Source organism: Bradyrhizobium prioriisuperbiae (assembly GCF_032397745.1).
Lineage (GTDB): Bacteria > Pseudomonadota > Alphaproteobacteria > Rhizobiales > Xanthobacteraceae > Bradyrhizobium_A > Bradyrhizobium_A prioriisuperbiae.
Genome location: NZ_CP135921.1, coordinates 5,049,098 through 5,073,559, shown reverse-complemented (window position 1 = coordinate 5,073,559; position 24,462 = coordinate 5,049,098). Strand labels below are relative to the sequence as shown.

Below are 24,462 nucleotides of genomic sequence, written 5' to 3'. Positions count from 1 at the left end.
GATCCCTGCAGGTTTCATGCCGCCGCCCGGATCAAGTCTGCGGCACGCTCGGCGATCATCACCACCGGCGCATGGGTGTTGCAGGACGGGATGATCGGGATCACCGAGGCGTCGGCGATGCGCAGGCCATCGATACCGCGCACCCGCAACTGCGGATCCACCACGGCGCGGTCGTCGCCGCCCATCGCGCAAGTGCCGCAGGGGTGGAAGAACGTGGCGCAACTGTTGCGGATGAACGCGACCTTCTCGGAACGCGTGAGCCGCCGGTCGGGCGCGGCCGGCCCAGTGGCGGAACTGGCGAAAGCCGAGGTCGCCGCAAGATCCATCACCCTATCGATGCCCGCGATCAGCGCTTCGAGATCGGCAGGCTCCGCGAGGAAATTCGGCTGGATGTCGATGCGGCCTCCCGGCGCCGCACTATGGAGCCGCAGCCGGCCGACGCTCGCCGAGCGCATCAACCCCGGCGAGATCGCGAAGACGTCGCCGGACAGATCATAGGCCGACGCAATCTCGGCGCCCGCGTGCGGGCCCTGCACCACGAAGGCATGAAGGTCCGGCGCGGCGAGCTCCGGCCGGCTCTTCCAGTTCATCATGCTGCCGCCGCCGTTGTCGCGCACCGGACCGAGCGGGGTCCTGGCGCGGAAATTGATCCCCATCAGCAGCGGGTGGTCCTGCAGGTTCTCGCCGACGCCGGGCAGCGCCTGCACCACTGACACGCCGAGACGCCTGAGGTCATCAGGCGGGCCGATGCCCGACATCAGCAGCAGGCGCGGCGTGTCGATAGCGCCGAGCGCCAGGATGATCTCGCGCTCGGCGCGGATCTCCCTGATGGAGCGGCCGACAATGCAGCGCACCGACACGCAGCGTCCGGCGGCAAAGCCGAGGCCGATCGCGAGCGCCCGCGTGCGGATCGCAAGGTTGGATCGCTCCGCGACCGCCCGCAGATAGCCGCGCGCCGCGCTCCAGCGTTGGCCGCTGCTCATATTGAGATTGGCGAGGCTCGCACCCTCATTGCTCGGGCCATTGGGATCGTCGATCACCGGCAGGCCGAGTTCGGCAGCGCCGTCCAGCATCGCCAGTGCGAGGGGATGCGGATTGTGCGGCCGCTCGATGCGCAGCGGGCCGCCGGCGCCGCGAAATTCGGTTTCACCGCCTTCCCAATCCTCGGCGCGCTTGAAGTACGGCAACACGCTGCGGAAGTTCCACCCCGCCGCGCCGGCGGCTTCCCATGCATCGTAATCGCGGGGATGGCCGCGATACCACAGCATCGCATTGATGCTGGACGAGCCGCCGAGCACGCGGCCGCGCGGAATGGCGATGGTACGCCCGTTGAGGTGGGGCGACGGCGCATAGTCGTAGCCCCAATCATAAGGACCGCGCAGCAGGCCAGTCCAGTTTGCAGCATCCTCGATCGCGGGAATGCCGAGATCCGACGGACCGGCCTCGAGCAGCAGCACGCTGGCGTCGCCGCGTTCGGCCAGGCGCCGCGCCACCACCGCGCCGCCGGAACCGCCGCCGACCACGATGTAGTCATAAGCGGGCTGCAGCCGGTCCATCTTCAGTTGTGCTCGCTCGGTCCCATGATCACGACGCCCTCGGTGCGCTCGACATGGCGCACGAAGATGTACTTGTCCTCGCGCCCGTCGCTGTGCTTGCGCTTGATGTCGGGCTGCACCGTGCCGGCAACCTTGGCGACGACGACGTACGGCACATCGGCGGCCAGCCCCTTCGCGCAGTGTTCGTCGAATTCCTCGACGGTATGCGCCGTGTAGGCGTTGGCGACACCGGCGCCGCGGGCAATCGCGGCGATGTCGACACGGCCCGACGCGGTGTGGGTCGGCGGTCCGCCGATGGACTGGTAGCATTCGTTGTCCCAGACCACGACGAACAGGTTTGCCGGCTGCTCATTGCCGAGCGTGGCGAGAATGCCGAGGTTGAACATCATGCCGCCGTCGGTATCGAGCGAGACAATGCGGCGATGCGGAAGGCCGGCGGCGAGCCCGAAGGCCTGTGGCGTAACGCAGCCGAGCTGCTGCTGGAACAGGCTGGCCTCGCGCATGTGCGGCGCGGCGTTGTACCATTCGTCGACACTGGCGCCGAGCGACAGGATCACCAGTTGATCCGTGAGCCGGCGGGCCAGCGCCGTCATGCAATCGAAGCGCTTCATCGCACCACGCCCCCGCCCAGCGCCACCGCGGAGTGATAATAGGCGGCATAGGACCAATCGAAGGCGTCGGTAATGGCGCGTTCGATGCGCTCCTCCTCGGTGACGATTCGATAGGGAATTCGCAGCGCGTTGAGCACCGGCTCCATGGTGATGCCGTGGGGGATCGCCCACCAGTTGTTCTCGCCGAGTTCGCCGCGGTAGCTCATCAGCATGACAACGGGAATGCCCGCGCCGAGACCCATGCGGGCGAGCGGCTCGACGGAGGCGCGCAGCCCGGAGTTCTCCATCACCAGCGCGGCCCGCTTGCCGGACAGGAACACGCCGCCGCAGATCGCAGCCCCCTCGCCTTCATTGGTGACGCGAATGGTGCGGATATCCGGGTCGGCGTCGAGCGCCGGATAAAGCTCCTTGAACAGTGAGTCCGGCAGATAGCAGACGATGCTGACCCCGGCTTTCTTCAGGCCGCGGATCACGGCAGCGACAGCAGACTGTTTCATGCGGCAGAATTCCCTTTCGTGCACAAACTCCCAGATCCGAGATGTTCTGGATAGAGCCTGTTTCCCGATCGGGCTGATGCGCTGAAGGCAACATTTCGCTCACCCGCCCGCCAGCGCTTCGATCGCCGCGGTCAGCATTGTCGCAAGACTGGCTGCCGCCTCGGACATCCCCGACTTGGCGCGGGACATCAGCACCAGCTTGCGTGGACGCAGCTTGGGATCGCGCAGCGGCACGAACACCAGCGCGCCGCGCACGATCTCCGCCTGCACGCCGACGCGGGTCTGCAGCGCCACGCCATCGCCGCGCGTGGCGAGATCCGCCATCACGCCGATCGAATTGGTCCGCGCCCGTCGCCCGAAGTCGATCGACGAACCGCTCAACGCTTCCTCGATCGAGGCGCTGAGCGACAGGCTGGTGTCGGACAACACCACGCGCTCGCCGGCAAGGTCGAACAGGCGCAGTTCGGTGCGGCCGGCAAGCCGATGATCGGGATGCATCAGCACCCCCATGCTCAACATCGTTCCGCTCAGCCGCTGGGCGTTGCGCGGCGTGCGGATATCGAAAGCAATGCCGATGTCGCATTCGCCTTCCGCGACCGCATCGAAGGCGCGCTGCGATCCCATCACCCGGATGTCGACCGTGATCGCCGGATAGCGCTCCCAGAACGTCGACATGACGTCGAGCAGGAGGCCTCGCGCAATGCTCTCGACCACAGCCACCGTGACGGTGCCGCGACGCAGTCCCTGCAAGTCATCGATCTCGGTGCAGGCGCGGGTCAGTTCGCCGTGGCTGGCGCGGGTCCGGTACAGCAGGATCTCGCCGGCACTGGTGAGTTTGAGCCGCTGGCGGATGCGCTCGAACAGCGGGGTCCGGAGTTCGTCCTCGAGCTGGCCGATCACCCGGCTGATCGACGACGGCGCCACGTTGAGGACCCGCGCCGCCTGACGGATCGACCCCAGCTGGGCGACGAGCTGGAAATAGTGCAGACGCGTCGAGATCAGGCCGAGCCGATGCGGATCCATGGTGTCTTGTTCGGTTTATTCAAACAGCGGCGTCAGGCACATCTGCGGCACCAGCACGAGGCCCTTGTCGGTGATACGGATCTCCGGGATCACCGACAGCGGGATCAGGTTGAAGCCCATGTAGGGAATGGTGCAGCCGGCGGCGGTCCATTCCGTCTTCAGGAGCTTCACCTCCTCGGCCACCTCGGTGATACGCTTGTCCGACAACAGACCGGCAATCGGCAGCGCAACACATGCCTTCACCTCACCGTCGGCCACGACGCAGACGCCGCCCTGCTGCTGCTTGATGGCCGTGAGCGCGACCTGCATGTCAGCTTCATTGGTGCCGGCAATGACGATGTTGTGGCTGTCGTGACCGACACTGGAGGCGACCGCGCCGCGCTTCAGCCCGAAATCCTTGAGCAGGCCGTAGGCGACATTGCCTTTCGATTTGCCATGCCGTTCCACCACGGTGACGAAGCACAGGCCGTAACGCTCGAACAGCGTCGGCCAGTCCTTGGCCGGTTCGATTGCGACCTTGTCGTGGATCAGGGTGATGCCCGGCAGCGCCGTCTTGATGGCGTTGACGGTGCAAGCCTTGGCCGGCAACGGCGGCGTCAGCTTGATGCTCTCCGGCAGTTTCACCGTGGCATAAGCCGCCTTCGGATACTGGTAGCGCTGCGACAGCGCGGCATCGAGCCTTGGCGTGATCTTGCCGTTTTCAACCACCAGTTCGCCGCCATACCAGGTGCAGCGCGGCTTGAGAGTATCGTCCATCAGCACCAGATCGGCGCGCCGGCCGCCACCCAAACCGCCGATCTCGTTCTCGGCATTGAAGCGCGTCGCGCCGTGCAGCGAGCCCATCGACCAGGCCTGCTCCGGCGACATCCCAGCCTTGACTGCTTCGCGCACCACCCAATCGAGCCCGAACTGAAAGAGGTCGTCGGCATCGCGGTCGTCGGTGCACACTGCGATCCGCTTGTGCGATGCGCCGAGCTCGGTGATGGTGCGGATCGCCTGCGGCAGGCTGTGCCACGGCGTGGTCGGCGGGCCGCCGCGCAGGAAGATCCAGACACCGGCCTCCAGCAGATCGTCGGCGATGTCGCGGTCGATCGCCTCATGGGTGTCGGTGACGCCGCTCGCCGCGTAGGCCGCGACGAACTCGCGGCCATAGATATGGCCGGACACCGGCCGTCCCCGCTTGAGCGCGGCGGCAATGATCGCGTGGCTGCGCTCATCGCCCATGGTGACGGGAACGAAATCCATCTTCTCGCCAAGCGCCACGGCCTCGGGCCAGCGATCGAACAAGCCCGCGATCTTCTCCGCGGTGAGATCGCCGCCGGCCGTCTCCAGCGCGGCGGAGGTCGCCGGCACCGTGCTCGGCACCGTCAGGAAGATCGAGAGCGGCGCCTGGCGGGCATCCTCCAGCATGGCCTCGACGCCGGCCACGTCCATCACATTGCCGATCTCGTGGCTGTCGCAGAAGATCGTGGTGGTGCCGTTGAGCAGCGCCGCTTCCGCATAGGCGCAGGCCGTCACCATTGACGACTCGATATGAATGTGCGGATCGACCAGGCCCGGGGCGATGATGCCGCCGGCGGCATCGTAGGTCGCCGCATGGCCGCCCGTGGCCTTGTGGGCGCCGGACGGTTTGACCGCGGCGATGCGTCCGCCGCTGATCCAGACTTCGCGTTCACTGAGAATACGTTCCGAATAAGTCGACAGCACCCGCGCGCCGGTAATGATGATGTCAGGCGCGGTGCGCCCGGAGGCGACATCGGCGAGACGGCGCGTCATGGTATGCAGCGGCTGGACGGCGAAGCGGGTCAAAGGGGTCATGGCAATCTCGCTTTCAGGAACTGACGGGCGCTTCAATGATAGTCCGGAATCCCCGGCATCGTCATGAAACCTGGAATGGTCCGCAGGCGCCGCATCCAGCGCCGCAAGGCGGGGTAAGCCTCGTGATCGACACCGAAATCCCGGCTGAGCGCGATGGCCGGAAACAGCGCGAGGTCGGCGAGCGACGGCGCCGCGCCGACGAACCACTGCGCGTCGTCGAATTCACGGGCGGTCATGTGATCGTCCATCAGGCGGAAGGCGCGGCGCACGGCAGCGGCGAGTGCGGCTTGGTCCGCCGGTTCGTCGAACATCGCATGGCGGCGCGCGCGCGACGCCGTATCAAGATCGCGGGCCGCGAACTGCAGCCACGTCATCACGACGCCGAATGCTTTTGGATCGGCCGGTAGCCAGGTGCCCGCCCCATCGTGCGCCCGGGCGAGATAGCACAGGATGGCTTCCGCCTCGCTGAGAACGGCATCGCCGTCGACCAGGATCGGCAGGCTGCCGCGCGGATTGAGTGCCAGCAGCGGCGGCTCGGTGTGTTCGTTGCCGGGAAACATGTTGACCGCGATCTTGCGGTAGGCGACGCCGAGCGCCGAGAGCAACAGGCGCACCTTGTAGCAGTTCTCGTCAAGTTCGAAATCGTAGAGCAAGATCTCGTTCACAGCGCCACCTCACGCTGCGCCTCGCCGGCGCCCCCCGCACCGCCGGACGCTTCGAGCTTGCGGCGCAGGGCCTCGGCCCACGCCGAAAAATGCTTCTGGCCGGCGCCGCGATAGATCTTCGGCGCACCGGCGATGACGAGATGCAACGCGGTCTCGCGCTCCGACAGCGGCTGCACGGCGACGATCAGTTCGTCGTCGCCGGCGGCCAGCAAAACCAGCGCACCGGCGCGGTGGTGCCGCGGCTGGCCACTCCGGGGACCGTCGCTGAAATGCGGAAGATGAACCTGGGCCAGTTCATCGAACACCCGTGCGCATGAAACCTCGACGGTCAGGCTGCGCACCGGCGTCAGCGGCCCGCGATCCACCGGCGGCATCGACTCAACCGCATCCTGATCGATCTCGCTGTAGGCCCACACCAGGCCGAGCCGCTCGACCGAGGCGCAGGTGGCAACCTTGATCGAGCCCGGCACCTGAATATCCGGGTGGGCGGGAATGTAGCGGCATCGCGCCGCCGTGTCGTATTGCCAGCCGTGGTAGAGGCAGGCGATGGCGTTGTCGCGGACAAAACCGAAGCTGAGACGCATGCCGCGATGCGGACAGCGATCCTCCCAGACGTGGGAAGACCCCGCATCGTCGCGCCAGACCACGAGCTCCCGGCCGAACAACCGGGTGCCGGCCGACGTGCGGCTCGCGAGATCATCTGCAAGAGCGACGGGATACCAGCCGATGCCGAGCTCCATCAGCTCACCTCCACTTCCGAAGAAACAAAGCCGAGAAGCCGAAAGTCGAAAAACAAATTTCTGGGCATGACGCGACGCTCATCTCGGCGCGTCCCGCCGCGCCACATCGTGCACCAGGCAATCGATCGGTCCGAGGCTGCACGCCATCTCGAATGCATCGATCAGGTCGCGCTGGCCCGATACGGCAACCTCGATGCGATCGGAACTGACGGCCTCAACCACTGCGTCGAGTTGCAGACGCCGGGCGCGATGATCGACGAATTCGATGAAACTCGCTGCAACGAAACGACCGACGAAGACGATGGTGGTTGCTCCCTGCATGATGCCCGACACCTTTATTCGACTTATTGGATCGTCTCGCAAGCCGGGCAAGCCCAAAAATGACGCGTGCATACCGTTTGAGCAGAAGACCCGCATTTTGCTTGTTTTTTAAGATGTTGACGCCGAATGATGTTGCTTTCAACACATCAGTCCGATCCCAAAACAGTGCCTATGCGAAACAGCGGCAAGCCGACAGGCTGATGATGCGGACGCACGAGACACCGATGTCGTTGTGACCCCGTCCGCCTGCTATCGGAGGCACAAGGTGTTCGTCGCGGGTGACTCGGGTGCGAATGGTTTTGCTGGTGATCATGATCGCCGGCTCCCTCACACCGCCAATGTCCGGCATGGACCTTGCTACGGAAATGACTCAGCGAGCGACGAAGACGATGATCGGCACCCCCGATCGGTCGACATCGCTCTTCACGTTTCGGCACAGCGCCTCCCCATGGCAGCGAATCCACGCCTGAGATGCTCAGGTGTTCACACACAGCGAGGTTAAGTCATGTTCGATCTCCGCAATCCGTCCCGCCGAGGCCTGCTCAATATCGGCGCCGCCGCCGGCAGTTCGCTGCTGCTGCCGCCGGCCCTGATCCGCTCGGCCCGCGCCGCGGCACCGCTGCCCGCGGTGGACGAGAAAGATGCCGTCATCGCCTTCGGCCATACCGGCCCGGTCACCGACGAAGGCTGGACCTGGAGCCACGACCAGGGAATGAAGGCCGTGCAGGCGGCGTTCCCCAAGCTCAAGACGCTGTTCGTCGAAAGCATTCCCTATTCGGCGGACGCGACGCGGACATTCCGCCAGTTCGTGTCGGAGGGCGCCAACATGGTGTTCGCCACCTCGAACTATGGCGACTTCCTCTATGACGTCGCCAAGCGCTCACCGAAGGTTGCGTTCTTCGAATGCGACGGCCGCAATCCGCTCGACAATCTCGGCACTTATTATGTGGCGCACTGGTACCCCACTTATGTCACCGGCGTCGCCGCAGGACTGATGAGCAAGAGCGGCAAGCTCGGCTATGTGGCCTCGTTCCCGGTGCCGTCGGTGTTCTCCGGCACCAACGCCTTCCTGATGGGCGCACGCTCGGTCAATCCCAACGCCACCCTGCAGGCGATCGCCATCAATTCCTGGTTCGACCCGCAGGCCGCGACCCAGGCCGGAACCGCACTGCTCGACAATGGCTGCGACCTGCTGTTCGGCATCATGGACGAAGCCGGCTACCTGCAGGTGGCCGAAAAGCGCGGTGCCAAGGCGGTGATGTGGAACACCGACATCCGCCGCTACGGACCGAAGGGCTACATCTCCTCCATCGTGATCGATTTCAAGAAGTACTATGTCGACCAGGTGCGCAAACGGCTCGAAGGCACCTGGACGCCATCGGGCACCATCCTGCCGATGGGCGGCGGCGTCGATCGCGACGCCTGGGGCGAGACCGTTCCGGAGGAGGTCCGCAAGCAGGCCGACGCGGTGCGCGACAAGATCCTCGGTGGCTGGTCGCCGTTCACCGGCGAGATCAAGGATTCCAAGGGCAACGTCAAGGTTGCAGCCGGCCACAAGATGACCGAGGCGGAACTCTACAACTGGGACTGGTCGATTGCGGGCGTGACTGGGCTTTGAACGCGCCCGCCGCACCTGCAATCGCCTCCGGCTGCCCAATTGCCTTCGGCCATCAATGACCGCGATGCCCCTGATCACCGAACGTCTGTCGCCCTCCCCGGGAACGCCGCCGGTCGTTCTGCTCAAGGGCATCGCGAAATATTTTCCCGGCGTCATCGCCAACCAGGATGTCGACCTGGAGGTGATGCCGGGAGAAATCCATGCCCTGCTCGGCGAGAACGGCGCCGGCAAATCGACGCTGATGAACATCCTCACCGGCATCTACCAGCCGGACGCCGGTGAGATCATCATCGACGGCTACCTGAAGACCTTCGCCTCGCCGGTCGAAGCCATTGCCGCGGGGATCGGGATGGTCCACCAGCATTTCAAGCTGGTGAAAGCCTTCACCGTCGCGGAGAACATCCATCTCGGCTGGTCGCAGACACCGCGCGCCGTCAGCGCGCAGGTGCTGGAACGGCGCACCGCGGAACTGGCCGCCTCGCTCAATCTCGCTGTCCGGCCCGACGCGCGGCTCAGCGACCTCTCCACCGGCGAGCAGCAGCGCGTCGAGATCCTGCGCGTGCTGACGCGTAACGCGCGGGTGCTGATCCTCGACGAACCCACCGCGGTGCTGACGCCCGCCGAAGCCCGCGAGCTGTTCAAGGCGCTGAAGGAATTCGTCGCCCGCGGCAACGCCGTGATCTTCATCAGCCACAAGCTCGACGAGGTGCTGGAGATTTCCGACCGGATCACGGTGCTGCGCGGCGGACGACGGGTCGCGACGGAAGACACCAAAAATTGCAGCGAAACCATGCTGGCGAAGCTGATGGTGGGGCACGAGATCGTGCTCGACAATCTGCGCACGCGGGGCCCCGCGGCGGCGGCCGTCTCGGTGGAGCCGATGCTCAGCCTGCGGGACATCACGGTGCGCGACGATCTCGGCTACGCGGCGCTGAAGGACGTGTCGCTCGACATCCGCGCCGGCGAAATCCTCGGCATCGCCGGTGTCGCCGGCAACGGCCAGAAGGAGTTGAGCCAGGCCCTGACCGGCATGCGCGCGATCAGCGCCGGCCGGATCATGGTGGGCGGGGAGGATTTCTCCACCGCCAGCGCCGCCACTTTCGCTGACTTCGGCATCGGCCACATTCCGGAGGACCGCCTGCACAGTGGGCTGGCGCCGGCGCTGAGCGTCACCGACAATGGCGTGATGCGCGAATACGATCGCCCGCCGGTATCGCTCGGAGCCTGGTTCCGGCCGTGGGCGGCCACCGCCCTCGCCCGCACCATCGCGCAGGCGGCCTCCGTGACGGTGCCGAACTTCGCCATGCCGATCCGCAACCTCTCGGGCGGCAACCAGCAGCGCTTCGTCGCCCGGCGCGAGATGCGCATCGCCTCGCGCGTGCTGGTCGCGGCCTATCCGAGCCGCGGCCTCGACGTCGGCGCCATCAACACCATGATGCGCTACTTCGTCGAACTGCGTGACACCGGCGTCGGCATCGTGGTGATTTCGGAGGAACTGGAAGAGCTGCTCAACCTGACCGACCGTATCGCGGTGATGTTCCACGGCGAGATCATGGGGATCGTCGACACCGCCGCCGCCGATATCGAGCAGATCGGCCTGATGATGGGCGGCCAGCGCGCCGGCGTGGCGTCTCGCGCCGCGGCGGGGGCGTGAGCGTGGCGATCCGCATCCAGCGCCTGCCATCGGCCTCGCCGGCCGTTGCCTTTGCGGCCCGCGCCGCGGCAATCGTGCTGGCGCTGGTCGCGGCCGGGCTGCTGCTGGCCACCGGCGGCGCCCAGCCGCTCAAGCTCGCGATGCAGGTCCTGAAGTCGACATTCGGCTCCGGCTTCGGGCTCGAGGATGTCGGCCTGCTGGTCACGCCGCTGATGCTGACCGGGCTGTCGGTCGCGGTCGCCTTGCGCATCGGCGCCTGGAACATCGGAGCGGAGGGGCAGTTTTATGCCGGCGCCTTTGCCGCCACCGGCGTGGCCCTCTTCATCCCCGGCCCCACCATCGTGATGCTGCCGGTGATGTTCGCAGCCGGCGCCCTTGGCGGACTGATCTGGATCCTGGTGCCGACACTCGCCCGCGCCTATGCCGACGTCAGCGAACTCATCACCACGCTGCTGCTGAATTTCGTCGCCACGCTGCTGGTGTATTACGTCTCCACCGGCCCATGGCTCGACCCCGGCGGCCACGCGCTCGCCACCACCGCGCGGCTGAAGCACAACGTGCCCGAGTTCTGGGGCATCGTGCACTGGGGCTTTCCGCTGGCCATGCTGCTGTGCGTCGTGGTCGCGGCGGCGCTCGGCTTCACGCGCTGGGGCTATGAGGTCCGCATCGCCGGCTCCAACCCGCAGGCGGCGAAATATGCCGGGATGCCGTTCCGCCGCCACCTCATCGTGGTGATGCTGCTGTCGGGCGCGATCGCCGGCATTGCCGGAATGCTCGAAGTCGCCGGCACGGTGCACCGGCTGCAAGGCGGCATCTCGAACAATTTCGGCTATCTCGGCATCATGGTCGCGGTGCTGGCGCGCGGCTCCTGCATCGGCGTCATCGCGGGCGCGGCCTTGATGGCCGTCATTCTCAATTCCGGAATCATCCTGCAGACCCAGGGCCTTACCACCTCCACCGTGCTCGCGATCACCGGGCTGATCCTGTTCTTCACCGCGATCGGCGACGAGCTCGCGCACTACAAGATCACCCGCAGCAAACCGGCCAAAACCTAACAGACCAGCCTGAAAGACATGCCCGAGAGATATCATCGATGGACCTGATCGCCGGCATTCTCCAGACGTCGATTCTCGCGGGCGGCGTGCTCGCCCTCGCCGCCCTCGGCGAGGTGCTGGCCGAGCGGGTTGGCGTGGTCAATCTCGGCGTCGAGGGGCTGATGGCGCTGGGCGCCATCACCGGAATTGCAACCGTGGTGACGACCGGCAGTCCCGTTGCCGGCTTCCTGCTCGCACTGGCTGTGGGTCTGCTGTTCGGAATGCTGTTTGCCGCTGTGACGGTCTATGTCCGCGCCAATCAGGTGCTGTGCGGCCTGGCGCTGACGCTGATGGGCACCGGCCTCGCCGCCACCATCGGCAAGGCCTATTCGGGGATGCCGGCGCCGGCCACGTTCACGCCGATCGCACTGCCCTATCTCAGCGACATCCCGGTGCTCGGCCGGGCCGTGTTTTCGCAGAACATCCTGGTCTATCTGATCTACTTCATCCTGCCGGTGCTGCTGCACATCATCATGTTCCGCACCCGGCACGGCCTCAACCTCCGCGCCGTCGGCGAAAATCCGGCGGCCGCCGACGCTGCCGGCATCGCGGTACAGAAAATCCGGTTCTGGTATGTGACGGCGGGCGCGGCCCTGGCCGCCGGCGCCGGCGCCTATCTCACACTGGCATTCGTGCCGTCATGGTCGGAAGGCGTGGTTGCCGGACGTGGCTGGATCGCGGTGGCGCTGGTGATCTTCGCCGGCTATCGCCCGCTCAACGCCGTGCTGGCCGCTCTGCTGTTCGGTGTCATCACCTCGCTCGGCTTCGTCGGACAGGCCCGCAACTGGCCGATCGCTGCCCCGATCCTGTCGATGCTGCCCTATCTCGGCACCATCGCCTTCATCATCGTTCCGGTGGTTGCCTGGCGCCGCATGCGGCAGGCGATGGCCGCGCCCGCCGCCCTCGGCATTCCCTATTATCGCGACGTCAGGTGACCATGACCACGCTGCTTGTCAAAAACATCGACCATCTCGCCACCTTCGACAATGCAAGGCGCGAGCTGAAGGACGGCGCCCTGCTGGTGCGCGACAATGTCATCGAGGCGGTCGGCACCACCGCGGAACTCGCGCATCTCACCGCCGATCGCGTGCTCGATCTCGCCGGACATCTGGTGATGCCCGGCCTGGTCAACACCCATCACCACATGTACCAGAACCTGACCCGGGTGATGGTGCAGGACGACGAGCTGTTCGTCTGGCTGACGACGCTGTATCCGATCTGGGCCGAACTCGACGACGAGGCTGTTTATGTCAGCGCCCGCGTCGCCATGGCCGAACTGATCCAGTCCGGCTGCACCACCAGCTCCGACCATCTCTACATCCAGCCCAACAATGTCCGCCTCGACTCGACCATCACCGCGGCGCAAGAGCTCGGCCTGCGCTTTCATGCGGCGCGCGGCGCGATGTCGCGCGGCCAGAGCCAGGGCGGCCTGCCGCCGGACAATTGCGTGGAAAAGGAAGAGGACATTCTCCGGGATGCCGAACGGCTGATCCACGCCCATCACGATGCGCGCCGGCATGCCATGAGCCGGATCGTGCTGGCGCCGTGTTCACCGTTCTCGGTGACGCCGGGGCTGATGAAAGAGGCCGCGCAGCTCGCGCGCACCCACACCGGCGTGCACCTGCACGCGCATCTGGCCGAGGATCTCGACGAGGAAACCTATTGCCGCCAGGTCTACGGCATGCGTCCGGTGGAATTCGCAGCCTCGGTGGACTGGCTCGGCCCCGACGTCTGGTTCGCCCACGCCATTTTCCTCGACAGCGCCGAGATCAGGCAATTCGCCGAGACCGGCACCGGCATGGTGCATTGTCCGTCCGCCAACATGCGCTGCGGCCAGGGCATCGCCAAGATCCGGGAGATGCGCGACGCCGGCGTGACCTGCGGGCTCGGGGTCGACGGCTCGGCCTCCAACGACACGTCCAACCTTTTTCTCGAGGCGCGGCTGGCGCAGATGCTTCAGCGCATCGCGCCCAGCCGCTACCTGTCGGAAGCGCCGGGCGGGCGCGGTGGTTTCGGCGGCAGCCCGAAGGCATTGTCGGCGCGCGAGGCGCTGGAGATGGCGACCCGCGGCGGCGCAAAGCTGCTGGGACGTGACGACATCGGCCATCTGGCGCCGGGCATGAGCGCCGACTTCATCGCCATCCGCCTCAACCAGCTGGGACTTTCCGGCACCCAGCGCGACCCGCTGGCCGCCATGATCATGTGCGGACCCTTCAAGGTCGACTTTTCCTACATCAACGGACGTGAGATCATCCGTCGCGGCGAGTTCTGCGAGCACGACGTCGAGGCATCGCTCGCCGCCCATGCCAGGATCATGAAACGCATCTATGAGCAGTAAGGGCATCGACACCAGGAGAAGGTCATGACCGACACCATCGAAGCAGGCACTCTCGATCAATGGTATGTGCTCGATGCGTTGACCGATATTCCATCGGCGTCCAGGTGCCATCGCCTGCTCGGCACCGACCTCGTCACCCGCCGCGGCGCCGACGGCGGCATCATTGTGACCGCCGAGGCCGCGCCCGATCCGCTGCCGGCGCGCGAGCGCTACGGCTATCTCTGGACCACGCTCGGCAAGCCGGAGCGCGACGTACCGTCGATTCCCGAAGCCGACGAATCCGATCGCCGGCATGTGGTGTGCGGCGCGATCACCGTGCGCAGCTCGGGCCTGCGCATTGTCGAGAACTTTCTCGATATGGCGCACTTCCCGTTCGTCCACACCGACATCCTCGGCGCGGAGCCGCATACCGAGGTGCGGCACTACACCACCGAAATCCGCCGCGATATCGACGAGGTCTGGGCCACCGACTGCGAATTCTTCCAGCCGCAGGCGGCGCTGTCCGCGGCCGGCGGCATCGTCACGCAATACATGTATCGCGTCGCCGCTCCCTTCGTAACGCTGCTCTACAAGACCTGCCCGAACGCCGCCAACCGCTGGGACGTGATCTGCCTGTTCGTGCAGCCGCTCGAGCAGGACCATTGCCGGGCGCATCCGGTGATGTTCCTGATCGACGACCAGTCGGCGCTGACCGACCTCGTGCAATTCCAGCAGCTGATTTTCCTGCAGGACCGCATCATCCTGGAAAACCAGCGCCCGCGGTTGTTGCCGTTGGAGCCCCGCGCCGAAATCCCGACCCGCGCCGACGCGTCGTCCGTCGCCTACCGGCGCTGGCTGAAGGAAAAGGGTGTGGTGTACGGCACCAGCCAGCGCCCCGCGCGAGCCGCCACTTCAAGTGTCTAGTGTGCTGAATGCGAGATTCGTGCGATTTCACGGCAAATGCTTTCACGACCTTCGCATTCCCAAAGCGCACGAGAATCCCATAATTGCTGGTGTCCTTATCGAATCCGAAGCTCGCTCCACCATAACAAGAGGCGGCTCGCGAAGTCGTGACCGTGCGCGTGATGGCCAAGGCGCCGAGTCACCCTTAAGGATGCCGCTTCGCCTTTCCATCCGCCGCCTCCGCATCCGAACATCATGACGACACCAACGACTTACGACCCGCTGTTGCGCAAGATCCACTGGGCGACAGCGATCCTGTTCATCATGGCCATGCTGATCGGCCTCTATTGCGGCCTGCAGGAGCCGGGCACGTCACCGCGCCGTGAACTGCTCGACGTCCACAAATCGCTCGGCGTGACGCTGTTTGCGCTGGCGATCCTGCGCGTTTTGGTGCGCCTCTCGACCCAGGCTCCGCCCGAGCCGGCCGGGTTCGGACCGATGGTTCGGCTGGCCGCGCGGCTCAATCATTGGGCGCTGTATCTGATCCTCTTCATCATGCCGGTGACCGGCTACATGTTTTCCTCGGCCGGCGGCTATTCGCTGCGTTATTTCTGGATCTTCAGCTGGCCGCGGCTGTTCGCCGGCAATCAGGCGATCGCGCATGCCGGAGAGACCGCGCACGGCTTCCTCGCCTATGTTGTCTACCTTGTCGTGACGCTGCACATTGCAGCGACCCTCTGGCACGTTCTGGTCAAGAAAGACGATACCCTGACGCGGATGTGGCCGGCGCGCTCGCAGACATAGACCGAGATTTCACGTCCCCACGGAAAGCGTCGGATCCCTTACGATTTGGATGTGTAGGGAATCGGATCGGGGCTGTCGCCGGAGAGCAGAAGCTGCGGCCATTGCGAGAAGGTCCAGCTCGCTCCCGCCTGATCGAACACCCAGACGATGTCGAAGCGATCGCCGGGCCAGTGCTGCGGGACAGCCGGAGCGCCTGGGATCAGCCCGCACAACACCGGAATGGCCTTGTGCTCCCATGCCACCAGCACCGTGCCTTCGCATGCGAGCACGGCATCGATCAGCCCTTTATGGTCGTCCCGGTAGATTGAGGTGTCGAACACCGCCGTCGTCAGCATCTGGGCCAATGGCTCGACGGTTTCCTTCGGTCGCCGGCTTCCGCCGCCGCCAGAACCATACGCACAGGCGAAAATCGTGTCCGGCGGGATCATCGGATATTGGCTGTTCGCCGGATTCGGGCAGAAGAAGCGGACCAGTGCCCCCGCCCGCTGCCAGCCGCGCACGATCAGGCTGTCCTTGTTGTTATTGCCTTTTGAGGTGACGCCCAGATAGTCCGTCTTGTGGTCTTTCTCGGCTTCGGCTGCCTCGGCCGCGGTCGCCTCGTCGGCGTCATAGGGCTTTTCGGCGTGTCGCGTGAACATGATGCGTTGGGGAGCCATGATGTCCTCCGGTGTGATCGCTTCCATCAGGTAGCCATAAATACGCCCTCGGAACGCATCCTGACGTGCATAAATGCACACTGCAGCAAGCAGCCGCCCACACCCGGCATCCCCTGAAATTTAGGAAAAAAATCTATGTCGGCCGCGCCACCACGGATCGGATCGCGACACCACGCATGGTTGTAAAAGCCGATTTTTGTGCAATTATTTGAGTACGCAGAAAGCTCGGGGCTGTATCCATCCAACAGCGCCGAGCGGCTTCCGACAGCTGCGGGCCGACACCGACTGGACACCAGCGACTTTGGGAAAGTCGCCGGGATCAGTGACTTGAACGAGTGTGTTTCGAGGGACGGATGAAAGAACTGCGTTTCGGCGATCTCGCGTTCGACGAAGCGTTCCTGTGTGCCAGGCGCGACAGCGGCGAGGAGATCAGGTTCACCCGCTCCGAGCGGGCGCTGCTCGAGATGTTCACCCGCCATGTCGGGCAGGTGTTGTCACGCTCCCGGCTGCTCGACGCCATTGCGCATGTCGGCTCCGACGCCTCCGACCGCAACATCGATTTCCTGATCAACCGGGTGCGTGGCAAGCTCGGCGACTCCACCCGCGAGCGGGCCTGGATCGCGACGCAATATGGCGAGGGTTACGTCTGGATCGCAAAGCCGGCGACCGAACTGCCGGATGACGCCTTCGTGCTGATCGGCCCGGTGTTCGGACACAGTCAGGCATCATCGACCGGCACCGCACATGATTTTCTCGATCGGTTGCAGCACGCGCTTGACGAGCTGACCGCCGCAGACCAGGCGATCGTGGTCGCGCCGCGATGGCGCCCGGGCGACGCCTTGCCGCGGCATGTGCGCTTTTCGCTCGATGTCTCCTTCCATGCGGACGCGCGCGGCTTGCATTGCGCCGCGGTGCTGCGCGACGGGGCCAGCCGCCACATCGTGCAGAGCCGCCGGCTGCTGCTTGGCGATGCCGCCACATTGCAATCGCAGGCGACCGAGGCGGCGGCCGCGTTCAAGACGGCGATCTGGCAGCGGCTGTCGCTGGTACCGGAGAGTCTCGCCGGACCGACCGACGAGCCGCTCGGCGTGCGGATGCACAGTGCCGCAACGCTGCTGACGCGTTCACCGCAAAGCTGGCTCGAAAGTGAGGCGCTGCTGAAGCGTGTGCGCGCGGACGATCCGGCCAATCCGCAGACCGCGGTGATGTGGGCTACGCATCTCTACAACCGGCAGCTGCTGAGCGGCGTCCATGGCGCCCTCACCGCCGATGAGCGCACCGCGATGGAAAGCGAGATCGAAGCACTGGTATTCGACAATCTGGCGGCCGTGCAGCACGATCCGGTGATGGTGCTGTCGGCCGCCAAGCTGCTGTTCTTCATCGATCGCGGCCATATGGATTTCGCCGAAGCGCTGGCCGAGCAGGCCTTCGCCGCCAGCACGGCGTTCGCGGCCGCCTTCTCGGTGCTCGGCCAGATCCGGATGTTCAGGGGCAGGATCGCGGAAGCGCTGGAGCTGTTCGACCGCGGCATCGAAATGGCCGAACCACGCTCGGAATTTCATGTCTTCCTGATGATGGTGAAGTGTTTCGCGCTGCTGGCGGCGAACGAGCGCGCAACGCTCGACGCGACCCGGACACAACTTTACGCGATCAGGCCGATCATCCGGGCGCAGCTCGGCCATTACTGGGCAGCGGCGGACGAGAACATCGTCACCGACCTGCAGCGCTTCGATGCTGCGCAGATTCGCAACGGCGTCATCTACCTGCATTATGTGCATGCCCGCGGCTTCCGGCAGCCAATGCACCGCGAGAACGTGATGCGCGGGTTTATCGCGCATGCGACCCGGCGGTTTGGGCCAACGATCGTGCCGGATGAGATCTGGCCGTCAGTCCCCGGTCTCATGCCCGACGACGGCGGCTCACGACAGCGCGCCTAGCCGGCATCTCATGCGGTCCTCAAGATGAGGGACACAGCGTCATTGTTACGCCGTCCGTATCACCACTGGCACCACACCGCCGAGCGCCGTGGTCAGTTCCTGCGCCACATCGCGCACGATCTTGCCAAGCACCGGAAGCCGGTCGACCGGCACGCGCGCGGTGGTGCCCGACACGGAGATGGCCGCCAGCGGTTCGCTACGGTCGTCATAGACCACCGCGGACACGCAGCGCAGGCCCATCACCGCTTCCTCGTCGTCCACTGAATAGCCCTGCTCGCGGATGGTCTGCAGGATTTTGCAGAGCTCGCCGGCGCGCACCACGGACTTCGCCGTCAGCTTCGGCATGCCCTGGCGGCGGATCACCGCATGGACCTCGTCTTCGGAATAGGTCGACAGCACCGCCTTGCCGAGGCCCGAGGCCACCATCGGCACGCGGCCGCCGACCTTGGTGACCGTGCGCATGATCTCGCGACTCTCGGCCCGGTTGACGATCATGACGGAGCCGTCATCGACCACGGCGAGATTCGCGGTCTCCCGGGTCTGGTCGCGCAGCTTGCGCAGGAACGGTAGCGCCTGGGCAGAGAAACTGCGGCGGCGCAGGAAGGTGGTGCCGACGGAGAAACTCCTGGCGCCGATATACCAGATCGACTCACTGCGGTCGAACTGCACGAAGCGGCGCTTTTCCAGCGTGGTGAGCAGGCGGTGCACGGTGGAGGGCGACAGGCCGGTGCGGACGGCGAGATCGGTCAGCCGATAGCCTTCGTCATCCTCGGCAAGGGTTTCGATCAGCAACAGTGCGCGGTCGACCGACTGCACGCCACCGTCCCTGGCATCGGCGTCGTGCTCGGCCGGCGCATGGAGTTCCACCGGCTTGCGCCGGATACCGTCTTTCTTCATCGCCACCTGCTCCCGTTGCAAGATCTGTAGCCCGGATGAGCGTAGCGACATCCGGGATCAGCACGCCTCGAGAAAAGTCCCGGATATCGCTTCGCTCATCCGGGCTACACGTCTAAGCACACTTTGACGGCCCGACGCTCACAGCAGGTTCACGAACACTTTCCGGAAAACAAGAAAGCTGCCGCCCCGGCACGATATCCGAGGCGGCCCTCGTCTGTCACAGCGTCATCTCGCCGCTCACAGCAGACCCGCGCCGCGGGCCCACTTGTACTTGGCGCCGAGCACTTCGACCGGCAGTTCGGTCGAGTAGGCATAGGCCGGGATGCCGTTCTGGTAGAGATATTCGGCGGCCTCCTCGACTTCGACGTCGCCGGCCAACGAGGCCACGATCGGCTTGACGAAGCCCTTGGCCTCCATCTCGTTCTTCACTTCGACCATGTTGCGGGCAAACACCATCGGCGGGGTGACGATGGTGTGCCAGTAACCCAGGATCAGCGAGTGAATGCGCTCATCCGAGAGGCCGAGCTTGACGGTGTTGACGTAGGTGATCGGCGGCTCGCCACCGGTGATGTCGACGGGATTGCCGGCGGCACCGAACGGTGGGATGAACTTGCGGAACGCGGTGTCGAGATCCGGCGGCATCGCCATCAGCGACAGGCCGTTGTCGACCACCGCGTCCGACAGCAGCACGCCCGATCCACCGGCACCGGTGATAATCAGCACGTTCTCGCCCTTCGGGGTCGGCAGCACCGGAATGCCGCGCGCGAACTCGAGCAGCTGCCGCAGCGAGCGGGCGCGGATGACGCCCGACTGCTTGAGCACGTCCTCGTAGATCTTGTCGTTGCCGGCCAACGCGCCGGTATGCGACGAGGCAGCCTTCGCACCAGCCGACGTGCGGCCGGCCTTGAGCACCACGACCGGCTTCTTCTTGGAGACGCGCTTGGCGGCTTCCGCAAACGCGCGGCCGTCCTTCAGGTCTTCGCAATGCTGCGCGATGATGGTGGTGTTGGGATCCTGCTCGAAGAAGGCGAGCAGATCGTCCTCGTCGATGTCGGACTTGTTGCCGAGGCCGACGATGGCGGAGACGCCCATCTTGGCCGAGCGCGAGAAGCCGATGATCGCCATGCCGATGCCGCCGGACTGCGACGACAGCGCGGCCGAGCCCTTGACGTCATAGGCGGTGCAGAACGTGGCGCAGAGATTGGCCGGGGTATAATAGAAGCCATAGATGTTCGGCCCCATCAGGCGGACATCGTACTTCTTGCCGATCTCGACGATTTCTTCCTGCAGCGCAGGCTCGTTGGCTTCGGCAAATCCCGACGGAATGAGAACGGCGCCGGGGATTTTCTTTTCGCCGCACTCGATCAGCGCGCCGGCGACGAACTTGGCGGGGATCGCGAACACCGCGGTGTCGATCACGCCCGGCACATCCTTGACGCTCTTGTAGGCCTTGCGGCCCATGATCTCGTCGGCCTTGGGATGGATCGGATAGATCTCGCCCTTGTAGCCGCCATTGATCAGGTTCTTCATCACCGAGTTGCCGATCTTGCCGGCCTCGGCGGAGGCGCCGATCACCGCAACCGCCTTCGGCATCATGATGCGGTTCATCGCGGTGACGATGTCTTCGTTGGAGCGCGGCGCGGGACGCGGCTTGTAGTCGAAATCGACCACGATGCGCACGTCGGCGGCGATGGCGTCCTTCTTGGTGGCGAACACCGGGTTGAGGTCGAGCTCGACGATTTCGGGGAAGTCAGTGACGAGCTGCGACACCTTGACGATGATGTCGGACAGCGCTTCGCGGTTGACCGGATCGCCGCCGCGCACGCCTTCGAGCATTTCATGGGCCTGGATGCCGTCGAGCATCGACAGCGCGTCGTCATTGGTGGCGGGCGCGAGACGGAAGGTGACGTCCTTGAGGACTTCGACCAGCACGCCGCCGAGGCCGAACGCCACCAGCTTGCCGAACGAGCCGTCGGTGATCGAGCCGATAATGACCTCGGTACCGCCCAGCAGCATCTGCTGGATCTGGATGCCTTCGATCTTGGCATCGGCTTTATACTTCTTCGCATTTGCGAGAATGGTGTCATAGGCCGCCTCGGCCTCGGCTGCGGTCTTGACGCCGACAATGACGCCACCCGCTTCGGTCTTGTGCAGGATGTCCGGCGAGACGATCTTCATCACCACCGGGAAACCCATGCCACCGGCGAGTTTCGCGGCGTCGGCTGCGGACTTCGCCACGCCTTCCTTCGGTACGGGGATGCCATAGGCATCGCAGACCAGCTTGCCTTCGGGGGCGGTGAGGCTGGTGCGGCCATCGGCCTTCACCGCATCGAGAACCGCACGAACTGAATTTTTGGCATCTTTCCCCAGATCGATCTTGCGAGCTGCGTCCTGCGCCATTGGCTTCCTCCTGTTACGTCCATTTTTGATTGGCCTGGAACGCGCGAGCCTCGGACGGCCATTCCCACGCGTAACTTGTCAATGACCCGTCATCAGCGAGCACTTAAGATGCCCGCTGAAGGATACAGCGCCCAGGCGAACCGGTTCGGTTACGAACCCCCGCGCGCTCCGAAGTCCCCTCCTTCTCCCAGGACTTGAAGCCACGGCAGCCCGAAATTACCTTGGCATTTGGTATGCCAAGAACAAACTTTGTCAAGGGCATTTGTCGCTTGACTCTGCTGAGAAAGCGCGCAAGTTGTCATTCTGGCATCTGGTATGCCAAGAACAAGGGATGCAAGGACGTGGTATCGTCCCCTCCTCACCAACCGGGGGAATGATTCATGTCCATCGAGAAAATCAGCAAGGCGCAGCCGACCATGGCAGACGCAGATATCGCGATCATGCGGATCGCTCCTGAGACGAGCTTCAAGACCAAGGCCTACGACGCCTTGAAGGAAGCGATTCTCAAGATGGATATCTATGCCACGCCGGAACCGGTGATGCTCGACGAGCGCGCCCTGTCGGAGCGCCTCGGCGTCAGCCGCACGCCGATCCGCGAAGCCATCGCCATGCTGGAGCAGGACGGCTTCGTCAAAACCGTTCCCCGCCGCGGCATCGTGGTGGTGCGCAAGAGCAAGTCCGAAGTGGTCGACATGATCCGCGCCTGGGCGGCGCTGGAAAGCATGGCCGCGCGTCTCATCACCACCACCGCGCGCAAGAAGGACATTTCGGCGCTGCGCGGCTTCTTCAAGGATTTCGGCAACGATCGCCTGCCGCAGGATCACATCGAGGAATATTCCAAGGCCAACATCGCGTTCCACCAGGCGCTGCTGGCGCTGAGCGAATCCCAGGTGCTGGTCGACATGACCAATGACATCCTGCTGCACGTGCGCGGCCATCGCCAGCTGACCATCGGCCGGCAGGAACGCATCGCCGGCTCGCTCGGCGAGCACATGGGCATCATTACAGCGCTCGAGGAGCGCGACACCGAACTCGCAGAGAAGCTCGCGCGTGACCACACGCTGGGCCTCGCCGCTTATGTCGAAGCCCACGGGCATGAGATTTTTACTTAGAGCATGATCCGGACAAAGTGAGACACGGTTTTCCGATCCCGATCATGCTCAGGGAAAGCCAGCCTCACAAAAACAAGGACCAGGGAGACGCCGAGATGTTGAACACCGTTGCCAAGAGTGAAGCCGAAACTGAACAGGAACTGACGGACGGCTTTCATCTCATCATCGATGCACTCAAGCTCAACGGTCTCACGACGATCTACGGCGTTCCCGGCATTCCGATCACGGACTTCGGCCGCATGGCGCAGGCCGAAGGCATTCGCGTCATTTCGTTCCGTCATGAGCAGAACGCCGGCAACGCCGCCGCCATCGCCGGCTACCTGACCAAGCAGCCCGGCATCTGTCTGACGGTGTCGGCGCCCGGCTTCCTCAACGGCCTCACTGCGCTGGCCAATGCCACCACCAACTGCTTCCCGATGATCCTGATCTCGGGCTCGTCGGAACGCGAGATCGTCGACCTGCAGCAGGGCGACTATGAAGAGATGGACCAACTCGCGATCGCCAAACCGCTGTGCAAGGCGGCGTTCCGCGTGCTGCACGCCGCCGACATCGGCATCGGCGTCGCGCGCGCGATCCGCGCCGCCGTCTCCGGCCGTCCGGGCGGCGTCTATCTCGATCTGCCGGCAAAACTGTTCGGCCAGGTGATGGATGCCCAGGCCGGCGCCAAGTCGCTGGTCAAGGTGATCGATGCGGCCCCTGCGCAGATTCCGGCGCCGGATGCGGTCAAGCGTGCGCTTGATGTGCTGAAGAGCGCCAAGCGTCCCCTGATCATCCTCGGCAAGGGCGCGGCTTATGCGCAAGCCGATGACGCCGTCCGCACGCTGATCGAAAAGAGCGGCATTCCGTTCCTGCCGATGAGCATGGCCAAGGGCCTGCTCCCCGACACCCATCCGCAGTGCGCCGGTGCCGCCCGCTCCACCGTGCTGAAAGAATCCGATGTCGTGATGCTGATCGGCGCCCGCCTCAACTGGCTGCTGTCGCACGGCAAAGGCAAGACCTGGGGCAAGCCCGGCTCGCAGAAGTTCATCCAGATCGACATCGAGCCGAAGGAGATGGACAGCAATATCGAGATCGCCGCGCCTCTGGTTGGTGACATCGGTTCCTGCGTTGAGGCCCTGATTGCCGGCATGGACAGCAAGTGGCCCGCCGCCCCCGCCGACTGGGTCAGCGCCGTCAAGACCAAGAAAGAAGACAACATCGCCAAGATGGCGCCGAAGCTGATGAGCAACGCGTTCCCGATGGATTACCACGGCGCACTCGGCGCGCTGCGCACCATCATCAAGGAACGGCCGGACGCCATCCTGGTCAACGAAGGCGCCAATACGCTGGATCTCGCCCGCGGTGTCATCGACATGTATCAGCCGCGCAAGCGGCTGGATGTCGGCACCTGGGGCGTAATGGGCATCGGCATGGGCTTTGCGGTCGCCGCCGCCATCGAGACCGGCAAGCCGGTGCTCGCGGTCGAAGGCGACAGCGCGTTCGGCTTCTCCGGCATGGAGATCGAGACCATCTGCCGCTACAACCTGCCGGTCTGCGTTGTCGTGTTCAACAACAACGGCATCTATCGCGGCACCGACGTCAATCCGAGCGGCGGCTCCGACGTCGCACCCACCGTGTTCGTCAAGGACGCGCGTTACGACATCATGATGCAAGCCTTCGGCGGTGTCGGCGTCAACGCCACCACGCCGGACGAACTCAAGCGCGCGGTCAACGAAGCCATGGATTCCGGCAAGCCGACGCTGATCAACGCGGTGATCGACCCGACCGCCGGCAGCGAGAGCGGCCGCATCGGCAACCTCAATCCGCAGAGCGTGCTCAAGAAGAAATAGCGCGCGGCAA

Annotated in this window: 21 protein-coding genes; 10 read left to right on the top strand and 11 right to left on the bottom strand. The window is 64.9% G+C overall.

The features are described 5' to 3' along the window. Window positions 1-14: 14 nt before the first annotated feature. The 8 genes from RS897_RS24015 to RS897_RS23980 all read right to left on the bottom strand — a co-directional run bounded on the left by RS897_RS24015 (window position 15) and on the right by RS897_RS23980 (window position 7,231). The gene (locus tag RS897_RS24015; RefSeq protein WP_315831218.1) at window positions 15-1,556 is read right to left on the bottom strand and encodes a GMC family oxidoreductase; all 1,542 of its coding nucleotides are present in this window, start codon (window positions 1,554-1,556) and stop codon (window positions 15-17) included. A gap of 2 nt (window positions 1,557-1,558) precedes the next feature. Further along, entirely contained in the window at window positions 1,559-2,167 is a 609-nt protein-coding gene (locus RS897_RS24010) for a thiamine pyrophosphate-dependent enzyme (protein WP_315831217.1), read from the bottom strand. Further along, entirely contained in the window at window positions 2,164-2,664 is a 501-nt protein-coding gene (locus RS897_RS24005; protein WP_315831216.1) for a thiamine pyrophosphate-binding protein, read from the bottom strand. The genes RS897_RS24010 and RS897_RS24005 overlap by 4 nt, the downstream gene beginning before the upstream one ends. A gap of 99 nt (window positions 2,665-2,763) precedes the next feature. Further along, window positions 2,764-3,687, bottom strand: a complete 924-nt coding sequence (locus tag RS897_RS24000) for a LysR family transcriptional regulator (protein WP_315831215.1) — start codon at window positions 3,685-3,687, stop codon at window positions 2,764-2,766. 15 nt (window positions 3,688-3,702) lie between these two features. Then, on the bottom strand, window positions 3,703-5,505 hold the full coding sequence (locus tag RS897_RS23995; RefSeq protein ID WP_315831214.1) for an adenine deaminase: 1,803 nt from the start codon (window positions 5,503-5,505) through the stop codon (window positions 3,703-3,705). A gap of 32 nt (window positions 5,506-5,537) precedes the next feature. Further along, window positions 5,538-6,170, bottom strand: a complete 633-nt coding sequence (locus tag RS897_RS23990) for a glutathione S-transferase family protein (protein WP_315831213.1) — start codon at window positions 6,168-6,170, stop codon at window positions 5,538-5,540. Further along, window positions 6,167-6,910 carry a Rieske 2Fe-2S domain-containing protein gene (locus RS897_RS23985; protein ID WP_315831212.1) on the bottom strand — a complete coding sequence of 248 codons (744 nt, stop codon included), beginning with the start codon at window positions 6,908-6,910 and terminating at the stop codon, window positions 6,167-6,169. The genes RS897_RS23990 and RS897_RS23985 overlap by 4 nt, the downstream gene beginning before the upstream one ends. A 78-nt stretch (window positions 6,911-6,988) precedes the next feature. Then, complete coding sequence (locus tag RS897_RS23980; protein ID WP_315831211.1) at window positions 6,989-7,231, bottom strand: hypothetical protein; 243 nt, start codon at window positions 7,229-7,231, stop codon at window positions 6,989-6,991. Between the two features lie 505 nt (window positions 7,232-7,736). On the opposite strand from RS897_RS23980, the gene RS897_RS23975 reads away from it, so the two are divergent. The 7 genes from RS897_RS23975 (at window position 7,737) to RS897_RS23945 (ending at window position 15,621) form a co-directional block, all read left to right on the top strand. Next, window positions 7,737-8,849 (top strand): BMP family ABC transporter substrate-binding protein, encoded by a 1,113-nt coding sequence (locus RS897_RS23975; RefSeq protein ID WP_315831210.1) that lies wholly within the window; start codon window positions 7,737-7,739, stop codon window positions 8,847-8,849. Between the two features lie 64 nt (window positions 8,850-8,913). After that, complete coding sequence (locus RS897_RS23970) at window positions 8,914-10,503, top strand: ABC transporter ATP-binding protein (RefSeq protein WP_407654562.1); 1,590 nt, start codon at window positions 8,914-8,916, stop codon at window positions 10,501-10,503. Window positions 10,504-10,505: 2 nt separating this feature from the next. Further along, entirely contained in the window at window positions 10,506-11,558 is a 1,053-nt protein-coding gene (locus tag RS897_RS23965; protein ID WP_407654288.1) for an ABC transporter permease, read from the top strand. Window positions 11,559-11,596: 38 nt separating this feature from the next. Beyond that, window positions 11,597-12,532, top strand: coding sequence for an ABC transporter permease (locus RS897_RS23960; RefSeq protein ID WP_315831207.1), 936 nt, complete (start codon window positions 11,597-11,599; stop codon window positions 12,530-12,532). 2 nt (window positions 12,533-12,534) lie between these two features. After that, complete coding sequence (locus tag RS897_RS23955; protein WP_315831206.1) at window positions 12,535-13,935, top strand: 8-oxoguanine deaminase; 1,401 nt, start codon at window positions 12,535-12,537, stop codon at window positions 13,933-13,935. A 24-nt stretch (window positions 13,936-13,959) separates the two neighbouring features. Next, on the top strand, window positions 13,960-14,838 hold the full coding sequence (locus RS897_RS23950; protein ID WP_315831205.1) for an aromatic ring-hydroxylating dioxygenase subunit alpha: 879 nt from the start codon (window positions 13,960-13,962) through the stop codon (window positions 14,836-14,838). Between the two features lie 234 nt (window positions 14,839-15,072). Next, window positions 15,073-15,621: a cytochrome b gene (locus RS897_RS23945; RefSeq protein WP_315831204.1), complete on the top strand. Its 549-nt coding sequence runs from the start codon at window positions 15,073-15,075 to the stop codon at window positions 15,619-15,621. A 38-nt stretch (window positions 15,622-15,659) separates the two neighbouring features. Here the strand turns inward: RS897_RS23945 and RS897_RS23940 are convergent, their stop codons facing one another. Next, window positions 15,660-16,277, bottom strand: a complete 618-nt coding sequence (locus tag RS897_RS23940) for a histidine phosphatase family protein (RefSeq protein WP_315831203.1) — start codon at window positions 16,275-16,277, stop codon at window positions 15,660-15,662. Between the two features lie 353 nt (window positions 16,278-16,630). Here RS897_RS23940 and RS897_RS23935 point away from each other — a divergent pair, with 353 nt between their 5' ends. Then, entirely contained in the window at window positions 16,631-18,214 is a 1,584-nt protein-coding gene (locus RS897_RS23935; protein WP_315831202.1) for a winged helix-turn-helix domain-containing protein, read from the top strand. 45 nt (window positions 18,215-18,259) lie between these two features. Here the strand turns inward: RS897_RS23935 and RS897_RS23930 are convergent, their stop codons facing one another. Both RS897_RS23930 and RS897_RS23925 read right to left on the bottom strand, forming a co-directional pair. Further along, on the bottom strand, window positions 18,260-19,111 hold the full coding sequence (locus tag RS897_RS23930) for an IclR family transcriptional regulator (protein WP_315831201.1): 852 nt from the start codon (window positions 19,109-19,111) through the stop codon (window positions 18,260-18,262). 237 nt (window positions 19,112-19,348) lie between these two features. Further along, on the bottom strand, window positions 19,349-21,511 hold the full coding sequence (locus RS897_RS23925; RefSeq protein ID WP_315831200.1) for an acetate--CoA ligase family protein: 2,163 nt from the start codon (window positions 21,509-21,511) through the stop codon (window positions 19,349-19,351). A gap of 380 nt (window positions 21,512-21,891) precedes the next feature. On the opposite strand from RS897_RS23925, the gene RS897_RS23920 reads away from it, so the two are divergent. Further along, complete coding sequence (locus RS897_RS23920; RefSeq protein ID WP_315831199.1) at window positions 21,892-22,623, top strand: GntR family transcriptional regulator; 732 nt, start codon at window positions 21,892-21,894, stop codon at window positions 22,621-22,623. Window positions 22,624-22,718: 95 nt separating this feature from the next. Further along, window positions 22,719-24,452, top strand: a complete 1,734-nt coding sequence (gene oxc / locus RS897_RS23915; protein ID WP_315831198.1) for an oxalyl-CoA decarboxylase — start codon at window positions 22,719-22,721, stop codon at window positions 24,450-24,452. The last annotated feature ends 10 nt before the right edge of the window (window positions 24,453-24,462 follow it).